At 73.7% G+C, this 21162-nt stretch carries 17 protein-coding genes; 10 read left to right on the forward strand and 7 right to left on the reverse strand.

The window, feature by feature from the left end:
• Positions 1-150: 150 nt before the first annotated feature.
• Positions 151-2094 (forward strand): Ig-like domain repeat protein, encoded by a 1944-nt coding sequence (locus OHA55_RS07310; RefSeq protein ID WP_266703923.1) that lies wholly within the window; start codon positions 151-153, stop codon positions 2092-2094.
• A gap of 75 nt (positions 2095-2169) precedes the next feature.
• On the opposite strand, the gene OHA55_RS07315 is transcribed toward OHA55_RS07310, so the two are convergent.
• Both OHA55_RS07315 and OHA55_RS07320 read right to left on the reverse strand, forming a co-directional pair.
• Entirely contained in the window at positions 2170-2598 is a 429-nt protein-coding gene (locus OHA55_RS07315) for an organic hydroperoxide resistance protein (protein WP_266703925.1), read from the reverse strand.
• A gap of 95 nt (positions 2599-2693) precedes the next feature.
• Positions 2694-3713, reverse strand: a complete 1020-nt coding sequence (locus OHA55_RS07320; RefSeq protein WP_266703927.1) for an NADP-dependent oxidoreductase — start codon at positions 3711-3713, stop codon at positions 2694-2696.
• 157 nt (positions 3714-3870) lie between these two features.
• Here OHA55_RS07320 and OHA55_RS07325 point away from each other — a divergent pair, with 157 nt between their 5' ends.
• From OHA55_RS07325 to OHA55_RS07340, 4 genes are all read left to right on the forward strand, one after another.
• Positions 3871-4362, forward strand: coding sequence for a MarR family winged helix-turn-helix transcriptional regulator (locus tag OHA55_RS07325; protein WP_266703929.1), 492 nt, complete (start codon positions 3871-3873; stop codon positions 4360-4362).
• Positions 4363-4384: 22 nt separating this feature from the next.
• Positions 4385-4951, forward strand: a complete 567-nt coding sequence (locus OHA55_RS07330) for a hypothetical protein (protein WP_266703931.1) — start codon at positions 4385-4387, stop codon at positions 4949-4951.
• Between the two features lie 135 nt (positions 4952-5086).
• Positions 5087-6124: a rod shape-determining protein gene (locus tag OHA55_RS07335; protein ID WP_266703932.1), complete on the forward strand. Its 1038-nt coding sequence runs from the start codon at positions 5087-5089 to the stop codon at positions 6122-6124.
• Between the two features lie 27 nt (positions 6125-6151).
• Positions 6152-7849: a GAF domain-containing sensor histidine kinase gene (locus OHA55_RS07340; RefSeq protein ID WP_266703934.1), complete on the forward strand. Its 1698-nt coding sequence runs from the start codon at positions 6152-6154 to the stop codon at positions 7847-7849.
• A 21-nt stretch (positions 7850-7870) separates the two neighbouring features.
• Here the strand turns inward: OHA55_RS07340 and OHA55_RS07345 are convergent, their stop codons facing one another.
• Positions 7871-8302 (reverse strand): Lrp/AsnC family transcriptional regulator, encoded by a 432-nt coding sequence (locus tag OHA55_RS07345; RefSeq protein ID WP_266703936.1) that lies wholly within the window; start codon positions 8300-8302, stop codon positions 7871-7873.
• 166 nt (positions 8303-8468) lie between these two features.
• Between OHA55_RS07345 and OHA55_RS07350 the strand changes: the two genes are divergently transcribed.
• The 3 genes from OHA55_RS07350 to OHA55_RS07360 all read left to right on the forward strand — a co-directional run bounded on the left by OHA55_RS07350 (position 8469) and on the right by OHA55_RS07360 (position 12656).
• The gene (locus OHA55_RS07350; RefSeq protein WP_266703938.1) at positions 8469-9689 is read left to right on the forward strand and encodes a NarK/NasA family nitrate transporter; all 1221 of its coding nucleotides are present in this window, start codon (positions 8469-8471) and stop codon (positions 9687-9689) included.
• A gap of 68 nt (positions 9690-9757) precedes the next feature.
• Positions 9758-11269 (forward strand): acyl-CoA synthetase, encoded by a 1512-nt coding sequence (locus OHA55_RS07355; RefSeq protein WP_266703940.1) that lies wholly within the window; start codon positions 9758-9760, stop codon positions 11267-11269.
• Complete coding sequence (locus OHA55_RS07360; RefSeq protein ID WP_266703941.1) at positions 11262-12656, forward strand: carboxyl transferase domain-containing protein; 1395 nt, start codon at positions 11262-11264, stop codon at positions 12654-12656. Before OHA55_RS07355 ends, OHA55_RS07360 begins: the two co-directional genes overlap by 8 nt.
• A 15-nt stretch (positions 12657-12671) precedes the next feature.
• Here the strand turns inward: OHA55_RS07360 and OHA55_RS07365 are convergent, their stop codons facing one another.
• Both OHA55_RS07365 and OHA55_RS07370 read right to left on the reverse strand, forming a co-directional pair.
• Positions 12672-13769, reverse strand: coding sequence for an LLM class flavin-dependent oxidoreductase (locus OHA55_RS07365; RefSeq protein WP_266703943.1), 1098 nt, complete (start codon positions 13767-13769; stop codon positions 12672-12674).
• Between the two features lie 354 nt (positions 13770-14123).
• Entirely contained in the window at positions 14124-15428 is a 1305-nt protein-coding gene (locus OHA55_RS07370; RefSeq protein WP_266703945.1) for an MFS transporter, read from the reverse strand.
• Positions 15429-15540: 112 nt separating this feature from the next.
• Here OHA55_RS07370 and OHA55_RS07375 point away from each other — a divergent pair, with 112 nt between their 5' ends.
• A complete protein-coding gene (locus OHA55_RS07375) occupies positions 15541-16344 on the forward strand; it encodes a trans-aconitate 2-methyltransferase (protein WP_266703947.1) in 804 nt (267 codons plus the stop codon).
• Between the two features lie 34 nt (positions 16345-16378).
• Here the strand turns inward: OHA55_RS07375 and OHA55_RS07380 are convergent, their stop codons facing one another.
• The gene (locus tag OHA55_RS07380) at positions 16379-17023 is read right to left on the reverse strand and encodes a LysE family translocator (protein WP_266703949.1); all 645 of its coding nucleotides are present in this window, start codon (positions 17021-17023) and stop codon (positions 16379-16381) included.
• 174 nt (positions 17024-17197) lie between these two features.
• On the opposite strand from OHA55_RS07380, the gene OHA55_RS07385 reads away from it, so the two are divergent.
• Positions 17198-17902 (forward strand): NAD(P)H-dependent oxidoreductase, encoded by a 705-nt coding sequence (locus OHA55_RS07385; RefSeq protein ID WP_266703951.1) that lies wholly within the window; start codon positions 17198-17200, stop codon positions 17900-17902.
• A 54-nt stretch (positions 17903-17956) separates the two neighbouring features.
• Here the strand turns inward: OHA55_RS07385 and OHA55_RS07390 are convergent, their stop codons facing one another.
• Positions 17957-21100 (reverse strand): BTAD domain-containing putative transcriptional regulator, encoded by a 3144-nt coding sequence (locus OHA55_RS07390; protein ID WP_323180375.1) that lies wholly within the window; start codon positions 21098-21100, stop codon positions 17957-17959.
• Positions 21101-21162 lie beyond the last annotated feature (62 nt).

Raw genomic sequence — 21162 nt, forward strand, 5'->3', positions numbered from 1 at the left:
CACACAGAGTTTCCACGGGAGTGCCATACGCTGCACACCGAAAGCCGCGCCCCGGCCGCCTCTCCACTCACCGTGGTCGCATCCGGGTGCCGCGCGGCCATCCCAACTCCCCGGCCCTGTGCCGGGTTTCCTCGTGGGGGCTTCATACCTGTGCGAACGCGCAGCATTTCGACCGCGACGACGCTCGCGGTCCTCTTCAGCTCGGCGGCTCTGACCGTCGTGTCGGCCGGCGCAGCGTCGGCCGCTTCCGCCTATGTCACCAACCCCGTCGGCCTGGTGGCCGACGGTCCGCTCCAGCGGGTCTACGCGGGTGACTCCTCCTCCGGCAAGATCGTCGCGACCGACTACGCCGGTACCCTCGTCGACTCCGTCGGCGGCCTCTCCGGCATCGGTGATCTCGCCGTCTCCGACGATGGCCTGACCCTCTGGGCCGCACTCCCGTCCACGCACGAGATCGTGGCGCTGGACGCGGCCACCCTCGACGTGCTGGCCCGCCACCCGGTCGCGACCAGCAGCGGGCCCCGGTCCGTCGCCTTCACCGGCGGCAAGCTCTGGTTCACCTACGGCGACCAGTGGGACGGCGATCTGGGTTCGGTGGACCCGGCCGTCGACCCGGCGACCGGAACGGCGGTGACCTTGGGCCTGTTCCCCAAGTCCGCCGCCACCATCGGCATCTGGGGCGGAGGACTTCTCGACGCGGACCCGGGCACCCCGGGCGTGCTGGCCATCGGCGAGACGGGCAGCACCCCGAGCTCGATGGCCGTCGTCGACGTGTCCGGCGCCACCCCTCTCCTCACCGCCTGGCACGCCGGGGGCGGCTCCATGGTCCCCGATCTCCGTGAAATCGACCTGGTGCCGGGTGGCCAGGTCCTGGTGAACGGCACCGACCGCATCGCCTACGGCGGCGGCGCCTTCAGCCCGGCGGGCTCCTACCCGGGCGGCCAGCGCGCCGACATCGCACCGAACGGCCTGGTGGCCCAGCTCGTCGGCACGAACATCGCCGTCTACCGGCCCAATGCCGTCACACCGCTGCGTACCTACCCCACCGGCGTCCTCGGCGGGGCGAACCTGACCTGGGCGCCGGACTCCTCACGCGCGTTCGCGCTGCTCAAGACCAGCAACGGCTACCTGCTGAGGGCCCTCACGGACCCGACGAAGAACGTCCCGACGCTGACGGTCAACGCCCCGTCCACGGCCACCCGCGCCAAGAAGCTCACGGTGACGGGCCGCCTGTCGGCGTCGGTTGCTCTGCCGGCCGGGTCGAAGCTCAAGGTCACCCGTTCCGACGCGGGCCTCACCGGGCGCATCCTGCCCACCGTGACGGTCAAGGCGGACGGTACCTACTCGTTCACCGACACGCCCACCCTCGGCGGCACGGTCACCTACGCGGTGTCCTACGCCGGTGACGCCGGGCACGCGTCCGTCAGCGCCTCGGACAACGTCACGGTCTCGCGCTCGGCGGCGCCGCTGACGCTGAACAAGAACGGCGGTGTCTACGACCTCGGTGCCGACGTTACCTTCACCGCCCACCTCGGCTCGACGTACAAGAACCGCACGGTCGAGATCTGGGTGAACCCGTTCGGCACGGACAAGCCGAACAAGCTGGTGAAGACGGCGGTGGTCAACTCCGCCGGCAACATCTCCACGACGGTCGACCTGACCCGTGACACCACGGTGACGGCGGTCTTCAAGGGCGACGGCGTCTACGCCCCGAAGTCGGTGCAGTCCACCGTGTGGACCCGGGCCCGGGTGTCCACGGCCGTCTCCGGCTACTTCCGGACCGGCAACATCGGCTCCACGCCGTACTACTGGTTCCACAAGAACACCGATCCGGTGATCACCACGGTCATGTCCGCCTATCCGGGCCGCAGTGAGCGCCTGGACCTGGAGGTCTACTACGGGGGCCGCTGGTACGCCGCCGACGCGGAGTTCTTCGAACTCGACTCCGCGGGCCGCGCCGACGTATGGATCCCCGCACCCGGCGAGGTCGGCATCCGTGCCCGGATCCGCGCGACCTACGTCGACGGGGCGTCGGGCGACAACGTCAACTCGACGACGTACGGCGCCTGGAAGTACCTGTACTTCGCCAACTGACGCCGTCACCGCAGCAGGCAGGGCCGCACCCCCGCGGTACGGGGGTGCGGCCCTGCCGTGCGTGGTGCGGCGGGATCAGGCGACGACGAGGTCGACCTTGATGTTGCCGCGGGTGGCGTTGGAGTACGGGCAGACCTGGTGGGCCTGCTCCACGAGCTCGCGCGCCGTGTCGGTGTCGACGTCCGGAATGGAGACGGTGAGCGCCACCTCCAGGCCGAAGCCGCCGGTGTCCGCCTGGCCGATGCCGACCGACGCGGTCACGGTCGACCCGGCGATGCTGATCTTCTTCTGCCGGGCGACGACGCCGAGGGCGCTCTGGAAGCAGGCGCTGTAGCCGGCCGCGAAGAGCTGCTCGGGGTTGGTGCCGTTGCCGCTGCCGCCCATCGCCTTCGGCGGGTTGACGACGACGTCGAGGTTGCCGTCGTCGGAGTACACCCGGCCGTCACGGCCGTTCTCGGCGGTGGCGACGGCGGTGTAGGCGACGGATATGTTCGGGATGCTCATACGGGGATTCCTCCTGCGAGTACGGACGGTGTCCGTGACGGACGGTCCTGCGGTCGGCGCGGGCGGTCCTGCGGCCGGACGAACGGTCCTGCCGTTCAGACGAGCGAGACGATCATCTTGCCGGTGTTCTCGCCGCGCATCAGGCCGTCGAAGGCGTGGAAGCCGTTCTCGATGCCCTCGACGGTGGTCTCGCGGTACTTGAGCTCGCCCGAGGCCAGCCAGCCGGCGGCCTCCTCGACGAACTTCGGCCGCAGCGCGGTGTGGTCGCCGACGAGCAGACCCTCCAGGCGCAGCCGCTTGCCGATGACCAGTGCGAGGTTGCGCGGGGCCGGGGTCGGCTCGGTGCTGTTGTACTGGGCGATCATGCCGCAGATGGCGGCGCGGCCGTGCACGTTGAACGAGGAGAGCGCGGCTTCCAGGTGCTCGCCGCCGACGTTGTCGAAGTAGACGTCGATGCCGTCCGGGGCGGCCTCGCGGAGCTGGTCGCGGACCGGGCCGTTCTTGTAGTTGAAGGCCGCGTCGAAGCCGTACTCCTCGACGAGGAGCTTGACCTTCTCGTCGGAGCCGGCCGAACCGATGACGCGGGATGCGCCCTTGAGCCTGGCCATCTGGCCGACCTGGCTGCCCACGGCTCCGGCGGCGCCGGAGACGAAGACCGCGTCGCCCTCCTTGAAGGAGGCGACCTCGAAGAGGCCGGCGTAGGCGGTGAGACCGGTCATGCCGAGCACACCGAGGTAGGCGGAGAGCGGGGCGACGTCCGGGTCCACCTTCGCCACGCGGTTCGCGGGGACGTCGGCGTACTCGCGCCAGCCGAGGCCGTGCAGGACGTGGTCGCCGACGGCGATGCCCTCGGCGTTCGAGGCGACGACCTCGCCGACCGCGCCGCCCTCCATCGGCTTGTCGAGCTGGAAGGGCGGGGTGTACGACTTCACGTCGTTCATCCGCCCGCGCATGTAGGGGTCGACCGAGAAGTAGAGGTTGCGGACGAGGACGTGGCCCTCGGCGGGAGCCGACACCGGCGCCTCACGCAGCGCGAAGTCCTCGGGCTTCGGCCAGCCGTGCGGGCGGGCGACGAGGTGCCATTCGCGGCTGGACGCGGGAAGTGCTGCAGACATGGGCTCGGGTTCTCCTCGGTGTGGGGGTACGGGTGCGGGGTCCGCGCACGACGGGGCGCACGGCACGGAAAAGCTTCACCACATAAAGCTTCACCACATGAAACAACCATGCTCCTGAATATTTCATCTTGTCAAGCAACTGGGTATCCTGAGTGTCATGACCACCCCGCGCACGGATCCTCTGACCCTCGAAGTCGTCGAGCTGATCGGCACCGTCGTGGCGCGCTACCACGAGGAGTACGACCGGGCCGCCGCATCCTTCTCGCTCACCGGCGCCCAGGCCCGGGTACTGGGTCTGCTGTCCCTGGAACCGATGCCCATGCGCCGTGTCGCGCAGAAGCTGAAGTGCGAACCGTCGAACGTGACCGGCATCGTGGACCGGCTGGAGGCACGGGACCTGGTCGAGCGCCGCCCTGACCCGCACGACCGGCGGGTGAAGCTCGCCGCCCCGACCGAGAGGGGGCGCACCACCGCGGTGCGGCTGCGCGAGGCGCTGGACTTCGCCCGTGAGCCGCTGGCCGGTCTGACGGAGGCGGAGCGCACGGTGCTGCGCGACCTGCTGCGCCGGATGATCGGCGCCGGGCCCGACGGCGACCGCACGGCCCTGGAGGACCTGGTGGCCGGGGCCGCCGGAGGTCCGGAGAGCTGAACGGCCGGGCAGGATGGACGGTATGACCGCCGCCGCTCCCTTCGGGCCGCTCCAGTTCCAGCTCGTCCTGCTCCGCCGGATGGCCGACCACCAGCCGGAGCTGGCCGAGGACGCCCGGCACGAGCTGAGCGCCACCCTCGCCGAGGCGCGCGAGGCGAACCGCCGCTGGCAGGCCATGGTGCGCGGGCCGGGCGGGCGGGGAGTGCTCCGCCGGTACCGCTCCGTGCTCGGCGAGCCCGAGCGGTCCGTCCGGCGGAAGGTCGGCGATCTGGAGTGCTCCGCGCTGACCTGGCCTCTGCCGCTCTGGCCCGATCTGCGGTTCGAGGTGATGGCGGCGCCCGGCGGCGCCGTGTGGAACGCCTGGCTGGTCCGCGCGCCCGGGACCCCGGGCCCCGAGCTGCGGAGCGCGGCCGACCTCACCCCCTGGTCCTGCACGGTGGACGAGGTGGCGCGGGCCTTCGCGCCGGTCCGCCCGATGGAGGGCAGCGCGCCGACCCGCTGGGCGCTCGCCTTCACGGACCCGGCGACCGGCTCCCCGTACGTCGCCGAGTTCACCTGGGGCCTCTTCCAGCGCCTGCTGCCCGGCTGACGGACGGCCCTGTCGGGCCGGTGCGGCGGGCCACTTCCGGCGTACCTCAGCGCGCGCCCGCTCCCCGCCCCGCCCACGATGCGAAGGAGAGCCGGCCGCCGCCGGGACACCTCCAGCGCTCTCGGGAGAACCGCCGTGACCGTCAGCCTTGAGCAGTTGCGCCGTTGCCACATCGCCGTCGACCTGGGGGCCGCGAGCACCCGCGTGTACGTGAAGGGGCTCGGGCTCGTCGTGGACGAACCGAGCGTCGTGGCCGTCAACACCCGTACCGGATCGCTCATCGCGGTGGGCGCGCTCGCCGAGCAGATGACCGGCCGCACCCCCGCGTACATCCGGGTGGCCCGGCCCGTCTCCGGCGGCACCGTCGTGGACATCGAGATGGCCCAGCGGATGCTGCGCCACCTCATCGGCGAGAAGCTCCGCCGTCAGCTGCGCCGCAAGCCCCGGCTGCGGGCCGCCGCCTGCACCCCGCACGACAGCGACCCGCTGGCCCAGCGCGCGACGGTGGAGACCCTGGTCGGACTCGGCGCCCGCCGGGTCGAGCTGGTGGACACCCTGATCGCGGCGGCCGTCGGCTGCGGACTCCCCGTCGAGCAGCCGACCGCGACCATGATCATGGTGTGCGGTGCGGCCACCACCCAGATCGCGGTGCTCTCGCTGGGCTCGATCGTCACCGCCGTGCGCATCCCCATCGGCGGCAACACCATCGACAACGCGGTGATCCAGCACCTGCGCCAGCACCACCAGCTGATGCTGCCGAGCCAGTCCGTGCGCCCCCTCCAGCTGGCCCTCAGCGGCAACGGGCTGACCTCGCAGGGGCCCGCAGTGACCGAGATCCACGGCCGTGACGTGGCGACGGGGCTGGCACGTTCGGTGCAGGTGGACACGGCCGCCGTGCGGCAGGCGATCCACACCCCGCTCACCGCGGTGGTGGACGGCCTCGGCAGGGTGCTGCGGGACTGCCCGCCCGATCTGGTCGCCGACCTCGCCGACCGGGGCATCATGATGGTCGGCGGCAGCGCGCTGCTGCCGGGCTTCGACCAGTTGCTGCGGACGGCCACCGGGATGCCGGTGACCATCGCGGAGCGGCCCGAGGCCTGCTCGATCCTCGGCCTCGGCGCGATGCTGGACGGCACGATCGCCCCCATGGTCCTCAACCCGCTCGTCGGCTGACCGCCCCGCGCGGCTGGGGCGAGGCGGATGGCGCGGGAGCGCGGCACCGGTGCGGACGGGCCGCAGGAGACCCACGGAGCGGCCGCGGCGGACGGTCCCGGCGAGCCGGACGACGACCGGCCGGAGGGCGCACCGCACGGTTACGCGCCGCGGCTGCCGGAACTGCTGGAGGCGGTGCTGAGCGTCGGCACCGATCTCGGTCTCGGCACCACGCTCCAGCAGATCGTGGACACCGCGTCCCTGCTGACCGACGCCCGTTACGCCGCCCTCGGGGTGCTGGACCCCGAGACCAACCGGATCACCGAGCTGTACACCGCGGGCCTCGGCGACGAGGAACGCCGGCGCATCGGTCCGCTGCCGGACGGGCGCAAGGGGGTGCTCGGCGCGCTGATCCACGACCACCGGCCGCTGCGCTCCGACGATCTGACCCATGATCCGCGTTCGGTCGGGGTGCCGCCCGGGCATCCGGTGATGCACACCTTCCTCGGCACTCCCGTCCGGGTCGACACCGAGGTGTTCGGCAACCTCTATCTCACCGAGAAGAGCGGCGGACGGCCGTTCACCGACGCGGACGACGCGCTGCTGCGGGTCCTGGGCTCCCAGGCGGGCATCGCGATCAGCAACGCGCGGCTCTACGAATCGGCCCTCCAGCGGGAGCGCTGGCTCCAGGGGTCGGCGGCCGTCACCACGGCACTGCTCACCGGGACGAGCCGGGCCGAGGCGCTCCAGACCGTCGCGGAGGGGGCGAGGGTGCTCGCCGAGGCGGCGGCCGGGGTGATCCTCCAGTCCCGCGAGGACGGCGGCATGGAGATCGTCACCGTGTCGACGATGGAGGACCCGGAGGGGATCCTGGGTGCCACGATCGCGCCCGGCTCCCCCGTACTCGTCCATCTGCTGGGCGGGGAGCCGGTGTTCATGGAGGACGCGGCGACCGACCCGCTGATGACGACCTCGGTGCGCCACCGGTTCGGGCCCAGCATGATGCTGCCGCTGGAGAGCGGCGGCCGGCTGATCGGCACCCTCGCCCTGCCCCGGCTGCGGGGCGGCCGGCCCTACACCGCGGCGGACCGGCAGCTGGCGACCCAGTTCGCCTCGCAGGCGGCGCTGGCCCTGGTGATGGCCGACGCCCAGCACGACCGGGAGCAGCTCGCGGTCTACGAGGACCGCGACCGGATCGCCCGGGACCTGCACGATCTGGTGGTCCAGCGGCTCTTCGCGACGGAGATGACGCTGGAGTCGGCCCGCCGCCGGGCGGTGGCGGCGACGAAGTCCCCGGAGTGGACCGGGGACCGGGGCGACGCCGTGGAGGCGGACGGCCTGCTGGTGCGGGCCGTGGACGAGCTGGATTCGACGATCCAGGAGGTACGGACCACCATCTTCGCCCTCCAGCAGCCGCCCGCCGACGCCCCGACGACGTTCCGGGGGCGGGTGCTGCGGGAGACGGCGGGCGCTTCGGCGCTGCTCGGTTTCCAGCCGTCGGTGCAGTTCGCGGGCCCGGTGGACGCGCTGGTGGTGGAACCGGCGGCCGGGAAGCTGCTGGCGACCCTGCGGAGTGCGCTGGCCGCCGCGCACCGCCGGACGGGGGTGTCGGCGATCGAGGTCGAGGTGGACGCGACGGTACGGCTGCCGGACGGGCGGCGCGCGGTGCGGCTGCTGGTCGCGGACGACGGGCAGGACGAGCACGGGGAGCGTCCGCCGCCGGTCACCTGGCAGGCGCCGATCTGAGCTCCCGCCGGTGCGGCCGGGTCAGTGGGCAGGGGCGGCCCGCAGGGCGATCCGGGTGATGGAGTGGGCGACGCCCGCGTCCCGCTTGAGGCGTCGCAGCAGGCTGTCGAGGGCGCCGGGGTCGGCGGCGGTGGCCCGCACGAGGTAGTCGTGGCCACCGGTCAGGTGGACCACCTCGGTGATGCCCGGCAGGGTCAGCACGGAGCGTTCGAATTCCTCGTTGGTGGTGTCCAGGCGCAGCGAGACGTCGATGAAGACGACGAGTCCGGAGCGGGTGTCGGCGGCGGGGTCCACGATCACCGTGAAGCCGCGGATGACCCCGTCGCGGCGCATCCGGCGCACCCGGTCGCCCGCGGCGTTGGCGCTGAGCCCGACGCGTACGCCCAGGTCCCGGTAGGAGATCCGGGCGTCCTCCTGGAGGATGGCGAGTATTTCTCTGTCCAGCCGGTCCATACCGCGATTGTCGCAGCATTCGGACAAAACCGACTCTGGAGGGGACGGTGCGCATACGGCCGCGCACCGGGCGTGAGCGTGCGGGACGCGGACGACGCGCCGGGGCGGTCCCCCGCTCGGAGCAGTCCGGCGGGCCCGCCGAGGGCGGGCGGTCTTGACTGGGGCCGTGGAAACAGCAGCCCCCGAGCAGCCCGCCGCCCCGACGCCGGCGAAGCCTTCCGCCGCCGCGTACCGCAACCTGATCGTGGCGACGATCGGCTTCGCGCTGACCTTCTGGGCGTGGAACCTGGTCTCCCCGTTGTCCGGCGAGTTCAAGGACCGGCTCGGGCTCAGCTCGTTCCAGCAGTCCTTCCTGGTCGCCGTGCCGGTCATCGTCGGCTCGCTCGGCCGCATCCCGGTGGGCGCGCTGACCGACAAGTACGGGGCCAAGCTGATGTTTCCCGCGGTGTCGGCGCTGACCATCGTGCCGGTCCTGCTGCTGATCCCGGCGAAGGACTCGTACGGGGCGATGCTCGCGGTGGGATTCCTGCTGGGGCTGGGCGGCACCACGTTCGCCATCGGCATCCCGCTGGTCAACTCGTGGTTCCCGCCCTCCGACCGGGGGCTCGCGCTGGGTGTCTTCGGCATGGGCATGGGAGGTGTGGCGCTCTCCGGGTACTTCACCCCGCGCATCGCCAAGCACAGCGACAACCTGCCGTTCCTGGTCGTCGCGGGCGCGCTGGTGGTGTACGCCCTGCTCGCCGCCTTCCTGATCACCGACCGCCCCGACCGGCCGGTACCGGCCGACACCCTGGTCCACCGGCTCACCGAGGCGGGCAAGCTGCGGGTGACCTGGGAGCTGTCGGCGCTCTACGCGATCGGCTTCGGCGGCATCGTGGCGTTCGGCGTCTATCTGCCGACGTACCTCAAGACCTGGTACGAGATGTCCCCCACCGACGCGGGCACCAAGGCCGCCGGATTCGCGCTGGTCACCGTCGTCTTCCGGCCGGTCGGCGGCTATCTGTCGGACCACCTGCACCCGGCGCTGGTCACCGCGGCGGCGCTGCTGCTGGCCGCGCTGATGGCGATCGTCCAGGCCTTCGACCCGGCGCTGAACCCGGTCGGCACCATCGCGCTGCTCGCCATGGCGGCCGGGCTCGGCACCGCGAGCGGCAGCGTCTTCGCGCTGGTCTCCCAGGTGACCCCGCAGCCGAAGGTGGGCAGCGTGACCGGCATCGTCGGCGCGATGGGCGGCCTCGGCGGGTTCGTGCCGCCGCTGGTGATGGGCGCGATCTACAGTGCCAAGGGCTCGTACTCGATCGGCTTCATGCTGCTCTCCGATCTCGCGCTGGCGGGCTGCGTGTACGCGTACGGGCGGATGCGGAACATCCGGCGGGACCCGGGCTGAGCGGGTCTCGGCGGGGTTGCCGGCGTTCGCCGTCCGGGCGGGTACGTGTGGCCCTTAAGCTGCCGGGCGTGACGCCACTTCTTCCCGCGCTCCTGAATCCCCCCGTCGGCACGGAAGGCCGGGAGGCCGTCCGGTTCGGTGATCTCTCCCTCTCGTACGCCCGCCTGGCGGCTCTCGCCGGGGCGCTGCGGCCTCGGATCGCCGGGGCGGGCGGGCGGGTCGCCGTCTGGGCGACCCCGTCGGCGCAGACGGCCGTCGCCGTGGTCGCCGCGCTCCTCGCGGGCGTGCCGGCCGTACCCCTCAACCCGAAGACGGGCGCGCGCGAACTCGCGCACATCGTCGGCGACAGCGCCCCCGCCGCCGTGCTCGCCGGGCCGGAGGACGTACTGCCGGAGGTGCTCGCCGCGCTCCCCCGGATCGACGTGCTGGTGGACGCGGACGTACCGGTCGGTCCCGGGCCCGCGCCCGTCCCCGACGAGCCCGGTCCGGAGAGCGCCGCGCTGATCGTCTACACCTCCGGGACCACCGGACCGCCCAAGGGCGCGATCCTCCCCCGCCGGGCGGTGGCCGCCTCGCTGGACGCGCTGGAGGACGCCTGGGGATGGACAGGCGAGGACGTTCTCGTGCACGCGCTGCCGTTGTTCCACGTGCACGGGCTGGTCCTCGGCGTGCTGGGGCCGCTGCGCCGGGGCGGTTCGGTACGCCACCTGGGGAGGTTCTCCGCGGAGGGCGTGGCCCGCGAACTGGCCGACGGAGGGACCATGTTGTTCGGGGTCCCCACCATGTACCACCGCCTCGCCGAGGTGCTCGCCGCAGGCGGGGAGGCCGCGGCCGCGCTGTCCGGGGCGCTGGCGGGGGCACGGCTGCTGGTCTCCGGTTCGGCCGCACTGCCGGTCCACGACCACGAGCGCCTCCACTCCGCGACCGGGCGCCGGGTGATCGAGCGGTACGGCATGACGGAGACCCTGATGAACACCGGTGTCCGGGCGGACGGTCTCCCCCGGCCCGGCACGGTCGGCCCGCCGCTCACCGGGGTGGAGCTCCGCCTCGTGGAGGAGGACGGCTCCCCGGCGGACGGGCCCGACGCGATCGGCGAGATCCAGGTGCGCGGCCCGAACCTCTTCAGCGGGTACCTCAACCGGCCGGACGCCACGGCGGCCGCGTTCACCGGGGACGGCTGGTTCCGTACCGGCGACATGGCCACGGTGGACCCGGACGGGTACGTGCGGATCGTCGGCCGTAAGGCCACCGACCTGATCAAGAGCGGCGGTTACAAGATCGGGGCGGGCGAGATCGAGAACGCCCTGCTCGACCACCCCGGGGTGGCCGAGGCCGCCGTCACCGGTGAGCCGGACGCGGACCTCGGCGAGCGGATCGTCGCCTGGGTGGTGCCGGCCGACCCGCAAGCACCCCCCGGAGAAGCGGAGTTGGCGGACCACGTGGCGAAGCTCCTCTCCCCGCACAAACGCCCCCGCGTCGTCCGCCTCCTCGACGCCCTGCCGCGCAACGACCTGGGCAAGATCATGAAACGGGCCCTGGCGGCCCCCGCGGCGGCCGAGGGGCGGGGCCACGGTGGCTGAGCGGCCGGCGCGCCGGAGCGCGCGCGGGGCGATCGCCACCGTCGCGGACTCCTTCGAGGAACGGCCCGCTCCGGGCGAGGAGCACCACCCCGGCTCCACCCGGACGCCGGACGGGCCGCTCGGCTGGAGCGGTTACGGCGAGGCGCGGGCCCGGGCCGGGGAGCGGACCGGCGAGACGGAGTCGGTGGTGCACGGCACGGCCTCGGTAGGCGGGCAGCCCTGCGTGCTGCTCGCCTTCGAATTCGGCTTCCTGGGCGGCTCGTTGGGGCAGCGCACCGGGGACCGGCTGACGGCCGCCTACACCCTCGCCCGGGAACTGCGGCTGCCGCTGGTCTCGTTGGTCGCCACCGGCGGCAGCCGGATGCAGGAGGGCATGGTCGCGCTCACCCAGCTCCAGCGGGTGGCCCGCGCCTCGGCGGAGCTGCGGGCGGCCGGGCTGCCGCAGCTCGCGGTCCTGCGGGACCCGACGACCGGCGGCGGCTGGGCCACGGTGGGCGCGGGGGCCGACGTGGTGCTGGCGCTGCCGGGCGCGCAGGTCGGGTTCGCCGGTTCGCGGGTGCGCCCGCCGGACGCCGATCCGTACGCGTACACGGCCGAGGGGCAGTGGGCGGCGGGGCAGGTCGACGCGGTGGTGGACGAGGCCGGGTTGGCGGGGGTGCTGGGCCGGTGGCTGGCGGTACTGAGGGGCGGTACGGAGTCCGGGGGGCGGGCGTCCGGGGTGCTGCCCGCACCGGTGCCCGAGGCGCTCTCCCGGACCCGGCTCCCGGCGACCGGCCGGGAGGCCGTGGCGCTGGCCCGCGCCCCGCAACGGCCGCGCGCCGAGGCGTACTTGGACGCGTACTTCGCGTACCGGCTGCCGTTGCACGGCGATCGGACGGGCGGCACGGACCCCGGGACGCTCTGCGGGTTCGGGCTGCACGGGGACCGGCCGGTGGCGTACGTCGCGCAGTGCGGCACCCCGACCCGACCGGCCGGCTACCGGACCGCGGCCAGGGTCCTGCGGCTCGCGGACCGGCTCTCCATCCCCGTACTCACCCTGATCGACACCCCGGGCGCCGCCAACGACGCGGCGGCCGAGCGGGCCGGGGCGGGGGCGGCGATCGCCGGGGCCTTCGCGGCGGTCGCCGAGGCCCGGGTGCCGGTGACCACGCTGGTGATCGGCGAGGGCGGTTCGGGCGGCGCGCTCGCGCTGGCCGCCCCCGGTCGCACCTATGTGACGGCGGACAGCTACTTCTCGGTCATCGCACCGGAGTTGGCGGCGGCGATCCTCAAGCGCCCCCCGTCCCGCGCCGACGAGACGGCCGACCAGCTCGGTCTGCGACCCCAGGACCTGGTGGCGCTGGGGATCGCCCGGGGGATCGTGGGTGAGGCGCCGGAGACCTCGTAGGTGGTGTCCGGCGGCTCAGACGGCCTCCGCGAGGGCGCGGAGGCGGGGGGCGACCTCCTCGCCGACCCGGAAGGCCTCCTCCAGGTGGGGGTAGCCGGAGAGGACGAACTCGTCGACGCCGAGCCGCCGGTACTCGTCGAGCCGGGCGGCCACCTCGTCGTGCGAGCCGACCAGTGCGGTACCGGCGCCCTCGCGCACCAGGCCGATGCCGGCCCAGAGGTTCGGGGAGATCTCCAGCTTCGCGGCGTCGGCGCTGCCGCCGTGCAGGGCGGTCATCCGGGCCTGGCCCACGGAGTCCATCCGCGCGAACCGCTCCTGGCTGACCCGTACCGCTTCCGGGTCGATGCCCGCGAGGATCCGGTCGGCCTCGGCCCACGCCTCGGCGGAGGTGTCCCGGCTGATGACGTGCAGCCGGATTCCGTACCGCAGGGCGGGGGCCGCCGCGCGCAGCCGCGCGATGCGCCCGGCGATGGCGGCGGGCGGCTCGCCCCACAGCAGCTGGACGTCGGCCCGGCGGGCGGCGACCGCCTCGGCGGCGGGTGACGCCCCGCCGAAGTACAGGGGAACCCGGTACTGGACGGCCGGGTCGGTGAGCTTGGCGCCCTCGATCCGCAGGTGCTCGCCGTCGTGGTCGACCTCCTTGCAGTCGAGCAGGTCGCGCAGCACCGACATCACCTCGTCGGTGCGCGCGTACCGCTGGTCGTGCGGCAACGCGTCCCCGTAGGCGAGCTGTTCGGCGGGGTCGCCGCCGGTGACCACGTTGAGGGAGAGCCTGCCACCGGCGAACCGGCGGAAGGCGTCGGCCTGTTGGGCGAGGAGGGTCGGGCTGGTGAACCCGGCGCGGAAAGCGACGAGGAAGCCGATCCGATCGGTGTGCTGGGTGAGGGCGGCGCTGAGGATCCACGGGTCGACGCACCCCAGCCCGACCGGGGTGAGGAGCGAGTGGAACCCGGCGGTCTCGGCGGCGCGGGCGACCTGCGCGAGGTACCCGATGTCGGCGCGGCGGCGGGTGGCGGAACTGGTCCGGCCCTGTACGGCGGTGACCCCGCCGGGATCGCGGCCGTCGCCGCCGGTGGGCAGGAACCAGTGCAGCAGGAGGGAGCTCTCGGACATGGCGGACCCCGATCGGCAGCGGTGGGAACGAGGGGAGGCGGGAGCGGCCCGGCGGCCCGTACGCATCCGGTAGGGGCAGGGCGGGCGTCACGCGGTCACGCGGTCACGCGTCAGCGGTACGTACGACAGCGCGCGGTGCGACAGCGCTCGGCCCGACAGCTCGCGGCCGGGACACGCGGCAGGACCACGGGGTGTCGCGAAACCGGGGCAGGGGCCATGGAGGCATCCTGATCCGCCCGCCGCCCGCCCGACAACCACGTCCCGCATCCCGGACAGCCCGCGTCCACGACCGCCCGCCGCCGCCACGTCGCGGGCTGCGGGCCGGGGCACCAGGCGGCCGGGGGTCCGGTGCCGTCAGGGCTGCGGGTCGCGGGCGTCGTAGCGGAGGAAACCGCGCCACTTCGCGGCCAGCAGCAGCACCGCGACCACGCAGGCGATGCCGCCGCCGGTGACGGCGACGCCCGGGGAGGCCAGATCGGCGACGGAACCGGCCAGGAAGTCGCCGAGGCGCGGGCCACCGGCGACCACCACGATGAAGACGCCCTGGAGGCGCCCGCGCATCCGGTCCGGCACGGCGGCCTGGAGCATGGTGCCGCGGAAGACCATGGAGAAGGTGTCGGCGCAGCCCGCCAGGGCCAGGAAGACGATGCCGAGCCAGAGCTGGCGGGTGAGGCCGAAGGCGGCGATCGCCGCACCCCAGCCGGCGACGGAGCAGACGACCGCGAGCCCGTGCCGTCTGATCCGGCCGAGCCAGCCGGAGCAGACGCCTCCGAGCAGGGCGCCGAACGCCGGGGCCGCGACGAGGAGTCCGGTGGTGCGCGCGTCACCGTCGTACCAGACGATGGCGACGACGGGGAAGAGCGCCTTCGGGCTCGCGAGCACCATCGCGCAGAGGTCGCTGAAGAAGGTCATCCGCAGGTTGGGGCGGGTGCCGAGGAACCGCAGCCCCTCCAGCACGGAGGCCCGCTCGGGCCGCTGTGCCGCCCCGGCGCCGGAGACGTCGCCGTCCGCGGGGGCCTCGGTGCTCCGGTCCGGCAGCATCGCGGGCAGGCGCCACATGGCGTACAGGGAGGCGGTGAAGGTGACCACGTCCACGGTGTACGCGGCGCGGTAGCCCCACCAGCCGACGATGACGCCGCCCAGCATGGGGCCGACGAGGGTGCCAGTGGTGCTGGTGAGGGAGCCGAGCGCATTGGCCGCGGGCAGCTGCTCGGGCGGCAGCAGCCGGGGGATCATCGAGCTGCGGGCCGGGGAGTTGAGCGCGAAGCAGACGGCCTGGAGCGCGACGATCAGGTACAGCAGCCAGACCTGCTCCACTCCCGCGAAGGCCGAGGCGACCAGGACCGCCGAGAGCAGGAACGATCCTGTGGAGCTGCCGAGTCCGAGCTTGCGCCGGTCCATCGTGTCGGCGATGGCTCCTCCGTAGAGGCCGAAGACCACCAGCGGTACGAGCGAGCAGAAGCCGATGAGGCCCACGGAGAAGGCGGACCCGGTGAGGTCGTACACCTGGAGGGACACCGCGAGCGAGGTCATCCCCTGCCCGATCCAGGACACGGTGTTGCCGAACCACAGCCGCCGGTAGTCGGGGGAGGTGCGCAGCGGGGTCAGGTCGGCGAATATCCGCTTGCGGTGTACATCCGGTTTGCTCGTTTGGGTCACGCCGGATGGTAGCGGCCCTTCCCCGACCTGCTGGAACGAGCCCCTCGCACGGTGGGCGGCCGGTGCGGAAACCACGGGGACAGGGGTGGTCCCGAGGCCGCAGAATGGGCCGGTGACGAGGACACCGGGGATGCGGCGGGACACGGAGAACACCGGCCGGACGGGGCCGCGTCCGGCCGCCGTGGCTCCCGGCCCGGCGGGACCGCGTGCGGCCTCCGTGCCTCCCGGAGCCGGACAGCCTGAACACTCTGGACGCCGGCTGGTCGCCCAGGACGTGCTGGAGCGCTCCCCCGTCGTGGCGAACAACACGATGAACCGCGGGCGTGGGCTCGCCGGGGTGAACAGTTACGCCCGCGAGCTCGGCTTCGATCCGCTCGCCCACCTCCTCTCCCGCCCCGCCTGCCCGTCCTGGCTGGATCTGTGCAGCGGGGAGGGCCGGGCGCTGCACGAGGCGGTGTCCGTGCTTCCGGCGGACGCCGTGGTCACCGGCGTCGACCTGGTGGGGCCGATGGCACCCCTGCCGGCGCCGCCCGGTCTGGAACGGGTCGTCGCCTCCGTCGCGAGCTGGACGCCGGAGCGGACGTACGCCCTGGTCACCTGTGTGCACGGTCTGCACTACGTCGGCGACCAGCTCGGCCTGCTCGCCCGGGCCGCGTCCTGGGTGACCGACGACGGGCTGCTGGTGGCGCACTTCGACCCGGACTCGATCCGCTGGGCCGACGGAGCTCCGGCCGGGCGCGCCGCCGTACGGGCGCTGCGCGCGGCCGGGTACGAATACGCCCCCCGCCACCACCGGCTCACCCTCCGGGGAGGGCGTACGGCGGAGCTGCCGTTCCGCTATCTCGGCGGCGACCCGGCGGCGGGTCCCAACTACACCGGGCAGCCCGCGGTCGCCTCCTTCTACACGCCCGCCTGAGCGGACGACCCGGACCACGGCCCGGCCGGCCGCCTCACTCGCCGAACGCCAGGCGGATGCCGAATCCGGCCACGACACTGCCGGTGACCCGGTCGAGCAGCCGGCGGGCGCCGGGCTTGCGGAGCCAGCCGCCGAGGAGCCGGGCGCAGCCGATCAGCACGGCCGACCACACCAGCCCGAGGAGGATGTGCACGCTCGTCAGCAGAAGTCCGGCGGTGAAGTGGTCGGCGCCGGGCGGTATGAACTGGGGCAGGACCGCGACGTAGAACGCGCCCATCTTCGGGTTGAGCAGATTGGTCAGGGCTCCCTGCCGCCAGCCGCCGGCCATCGAGTCCGCCCCGCCGAGGGGCAGAGTTTCCGGCAGGTCGTCCGCTGCCGGCGTCCGGCCCTTGAAGGTGTCGCGGAGCATCCGCGCGCCCATCCACACCAGGTAGGCGGCTCCCGCCCAGCGGAGCGTCTCGTAGGCGAGGTGGGAGGCGGTGAGGAGGGCGGTCACGCCCAGGGAAGTGAGGGCGCCCCAGGTGAGGGTGCCCGTCTGGATACCGAGGACGACACCCCATGCCCGCCTGCGCCGGCCGAGGGCCGAGGTGCGCAGGATCAGGGCGGTGTCGAGCCCAGGAGTGAGAGTGAGGAGCCCCACGAAGAGGGCGAAGGTCCACAGCGATGTACTCGTAGCCATGGACGGCCAGCGTATCGGGTCCGGGCCGACGCCGTCAGGGGGAGGGTGCCCGCTGTCCGTGGTAGGCGCTCGCTCCGGGGGGGCCGGTATCGCATCGGTATGCCGGGGGGACCGGCACGCGCGATCGTTGTGCCGTCGCCCTCTTCACCGTTCGCCACTCGGGAAAGTCACGCCATGCACTCCTCGCGGTCCTCCAGCTCCTCCAGTTCCTCCCGCTCCTCCAGCCCTTCCCGCTCCTTCCTCTTCGTCGTCGGCAGTTCGCGCCCGGACGGCAATTCCGAGGCGCTGGCCCGCCGTGCCGCCGCGGCCCTTCCGGCGTCCTTCGCCCAGCGGTGGATCCGGCTGAGCGATCACCCGCTGCCGCGCTTCGAGGACCTGCGGCACACGGGCACGGGTCTGTACGAGGAGCCGGAAGGGAACGCCGGGATGCTCCGGCAGGCGACGCGCGAGGCGACGGACCTCGTCGTCGTGAGCCCGCTGTACTGGTACAGCGTTTCGGCGGACGTGAAGCTGTACTTGGACCACTGGTCGGGGTGGATGCGGGTCCCCGGCCCGAGGTTCACGGAGGAGATGCGCGGCAAGACGATGTGGGGCGTCACCGCGTACGCGTCGGCCGACGCCTCGCTCGCCGACCCACTGGTCGGCACGTTGCGCAACACCGCCGACTACCTGCGCATGGGCTGGGGCGGCGTGCTGCTCGCCAACGGCACGCGGCCGGGCCAGGTCCTGGAGGACGGCGAGGCGCTCGACCGGGCGGCCCGGTTCTTCGCCCCGGCGGGTGCCGGAGCGGTGTCCCCGGCGGGTGCCAGAGCGGTGTCCCCGGTGGGTGCCGGAGCGGTGTCACCGGTGGGTGCCGCGGGGGCACTCGTCGGTCCGTGACACTGCGGCGCTCGTCGGTCCGTGACACGGCGACACGGACCGCCCGGCCGCCGGTCAGGTACGGGCGCGCTCCGGGACTCCCATGGAGTCGTACAACTCCGTCGCGCGGGACTCGTGTTCGTCTGCCGCCTCGGCATCGCCCAGGGCTCGGGCGGCCCGGGCCAGACCGAGCAGCGCGGACGCCTCGGCGGGACAAAAGCGCATCGCCGCCGCCCTCGTGCGCGCACGGGCGTACGCCGTCCGGGCCTCTTCGTACTCGCCCTGGTCCAGGTGGAGTTCGGCCACGAGGTTCTCCACCCGCACGAGGCGGATCTGCGACCCGCCCGACCTGGCGAGCAGCAGGGCGCTCCGGGCGGACACCCGGGCTCCGTCCGCGTCGCCCAGCCGCTGGGCGAGCTTGGCGCGGAGCGCGTGGACCAGGCCGGCGTCGCCGGGGCCGGTGACCCCGTCGCCGCTCAACTCCCTTGCTGTCGAGAGGAGATACCCAGCCTCCTCGTTTTCCCCGAGCCCCATGTGGGCGGCGGCGAGTTCGGCGGTCGCCACGATCTCGTAGGTCGGATAGCCGTGGGCGCGGGCGGTCCGCAGGGCCTGCCGGGCGGCGTCGGCCGCTTCGGGGTGCCGGCCCCACCGCCCGTACAGCACGCCGAGTGTCGTCAGGGTCTCCGCCTCCACCCGCACCGAGCCTTCCTCGCGGGCCAGTGACAGGGCGCGTTCCAGCGGGGGCAGGGCGTCGTCGTACCGTCCCAGCTCCGAGAGCATCAGCCCTCTGTTCGCCTCACTGTGGGCCTCGGCGCGGCGGTCGCCCAGGCGGTGCGCGAGGTCCCGGGCCTCGTCGGCGGCGTCGAGCCCCTCGCCGAAGCGGCCGAGTCGCCAGCAGGTCGCGGCGAGGTTGGTCAACGCCACGCAGAGCAGGGAGGGTTCGCCGGTTCTCCGGGCGGCGAGGACGGCGAGTCGCCCGAGGTCCCCGAGCGCGTCGAACCGGCCCCGGGCGTGCAGCAGGAAGGTGAGGTCGCGGGTGAGCGCGAGAGCGTGCCGGTCGTGGCCGCGCCGCTCGGCGAGCGTCACCGCCGCGAGGAGCGCCGGGTGCTCCCGTTCGGACCACTCCATGGCCTCGGCCCTGTCCCGGAACGCGGGCAGCTCGCCGCCGTACGGTGCGAGGCCGTGGGGCCGGGAGGTACGCCCCGGGGAGACCAGGGCGCAGGCGGCCCCGGTGGCCGTCAAGTTGTAGCCGAGCAACCGCAGGAGCGCCGCCGATTCGGCCGCCCGGTCGATCGTGGACGCGCCCGGGTTCCGGGCGAAGCTGCGTACCAGATCGTGGAAGGCGTAGAGGCCGAGGGCGGGTTGCTGGAGCAGGTGCGCGTCGAGGAGTGCCTCCAGGGCGTCCTCCGCTTCCCGCGTTCCGGTCCCGAGCAGTGCGGCCGCCGAGTGGACCCCGAACACCGCGCCGGGGTGCAGGCCGAGCATCAGGAAGGCGTGGCGGTGCGGTGCGGCCATCGCCCGGTGGGACAGCTGGAGGGTGGCGGCCACGCCCCTCTCCCCCGAGCGGAGTTCGTCCAGCCGGCGGGTCTCGTCGCGCAGCCGCTCGACGAGGTGGCGGACGGTCCAGCGCGGCCGGTTCCGCAGCCGGGCGGTCGCGAGACGCAGGGCCAGCGGCAGATGACCGCAGAGGGCGGCCAGCTCGGCGGCGGCCTCGGGTTCCGCCCGTACGCGTTCCGGGCTCAGGGTCTCGGCCACCAGCGCGGCACTGCCCTCGGGGGTGAGCGGTCCGACGGAGACCCACCGTGCGCCGTCGAGGTCCACCAGCCTCGCCCGACTGGTCGTCAGCACCAGGGAGTCGGGTGTGGACGGCAGCAGGGGGCGGATCTGCTCCGCGTTCACCGCGTTGTCGAGCAGCAGCAGGGTCCGGCGGTCCGCGAGCACGGACCGCCACAGGCCCGTGCGGCCTTCCAGGTCCTCGGGTATCCGCTCGGCCGGTACGCCGAGTCCGCGCAGCAGCGCGTCCAGTGCGACGGCGGGCGCCATCGGAGCCTCGTCCGGCGTGAACCCGCGCAGATCGACGGCGAGTTGCCCGTCCGGGTACTCCTGGGCCAGCAGGTGGGCGGCGTGGACCGCGAGCGAGGTCTTGCCCGCCCCGCCCATCCCGTCGACCGCCACCACCCGCGGCCCCCGGGCCCCGGGCGGCCCGCCGTCGCACAGGTGCCCGAGGAGTGCGGTCAACTCCTCTTCGCGGCCTGTGAAGTCGGGGAGTGCGGGAGGGAGAGTACACGGGGCCGCCATCGGAGACGGGACGGCCGGCGCCCCCTCCCGTCGCGGATGCGAACCTGGGCGCTGCGAGGCGTCCGGGCGCTCGTGCGCACCCGGTCCGGCCGGGGCGAGGCTGCCGGGCAGCAGGCCGGTGTGGAGTGCGGCGAGCTGCGGGCCGGGGTCCACCCCCAGTTGTTCCGCGAGCAGTTGACGGACCCGCTCGTACTCTTCGAGGGCCTCGGCCCCACGGCCGGAGCGGTGGAGCGCGAGCATCAGATGGGCGCGCAGCGTCTCCCGGAGCGGGTGCCGCGCGACGAGGGCGCGCAGCTCCGCGACGAGTTCACCGGACTCCCCCGCCCCGAGGCGCAGTTCGAAGAGCTGGTCGGCGGCGGTGAGGCGTTCCTCCTCCAGTGCGTCGGCCGCCGCCTCGCTCACGGGACCGCCGACGCCGGAGAGTGCGGGCCCCCGCCAGAGGGCGAGGGCGGCGCGCAGTTCGGCTGCCGCCTCGGCGGACCGGCCCCCGCGCAGTGCGGTGTTCGCGGCCCGGCAGCGGGTGCGGAACTCGTGGAGGTCGAGCCGGTCGTCCGCCAGGTCCATCCGGTAGCCCGCGCCGTCCGTGCGGACGAGGGTGGCCCCGAGCGGGATTCTCCTGCGCACATCCGCGATGGCCTTACGGACCTGGTGGACCATCGTGGCGGGCGGCTCCTCGCCCCAGGCCGCCTCGGCGAGACGGGCCACCGGGACGACCCGGCCGGATTCGAGGAGCAGGGCAGCGAGAATCCGCTTCTGCACCTGGCCGCCGAGGGAGAGCCGTTCCTCGCCGCTCCAGCCTTCGAGCGGCCCGAGAATCCGCAGGAGCGGCCCGGACTTCCGGTCTCCGGACCCGCCCATCGCGCACCCCTCCCCCGGGTCGCCCCGCATCGTGTCCCGCGCATCCGCGCCGAACGTCTTCACGCGGTGACGTTACCGAACGCAAACGTGTCCGCGGCGGGGTGGAGTGCGGAACGGCCTCCACC

It is taken from the genome of Streptomyces sp. NBC_00102 (assembly GCF_026343115.1).
Classification (GTDB): Bacteria; Actinomycetota; Actinomycetes; order Streptomycetales; family Streptomycetaceae; genus Streptomyces.

What these genes read in the sequence shown, in the direction of transcription:
- OHA55_RS07325 (WP_266703929.1), top strand. Translation starts at nt 3,871, where the DNA reads ATGACCACCCCGCGCACGGATCCTCTGACCCTCGAAGTCGTCGAGCTG.
- OHA55_RS07345 (WP_266703936.1), bottom strand. Translation starts at nt 8,302, where the DNA reads ATGGACCGGCTGGACAGAGAAATACTCGCCATCCTCCAGGAGGACGCC.
- OHA55_RS07320 (WP_266703927.1), bottom strand. Translation starts at nt 3,713, where the DNA reads ATGTCTGCAGCACTTCCCGCGTCCAGCCGCGAATGGCACCTCGTCGCC.
- OHA55_RS07340 (WP_266703934.1), top strand. Translation starts at nt 6,152, where the DNA reads ATGGCGCGGGAGCGCGGCACCGGTGCGGACGGGCCGCAGGAGACCCAC.
- OHA55_RS07330 (WP_266703931.1), top strand. Translation starts at nt 4,385, where the DNA reads ATGACCGCCGCCGCTCCCTTCGGGCCGCTCCAGTTCCAGCTCGTCCTG.
- OHA55_RS07365 (WP_266703943.1), bottom strand. Translation starts at nt 13,769, where the DNA reads ATGTCCGAGAGCTCCCTCCTGCTGCACTGGTTCCTGCCCACCGGCGGC.
- OHA55_RS07315 (WP_266703925.1), bottom strand. Translation starts at nt 2,598, where the DNA reads ATGAGCATCCCGAACATATCCGTCGCCTACACCGCCGTCGCCACCGCC.
- OHA55_RS07385 (WP_266703951.1), top strand. Translation starts at nt 17,198, where the DNA reads ATGCACTCCTCGCGGTCCTCCAGCTCCTCCAGTTCCTCCCGCTCCTCC.
- OHA55_RS07380 (WP_266703949.1), bottom strand. Translation starts at nt 17,023, where the DNA reads ATGGCTACGAGTACATCGCTGTGGACCTTCGCCCTCTTCGTGGGGCTC.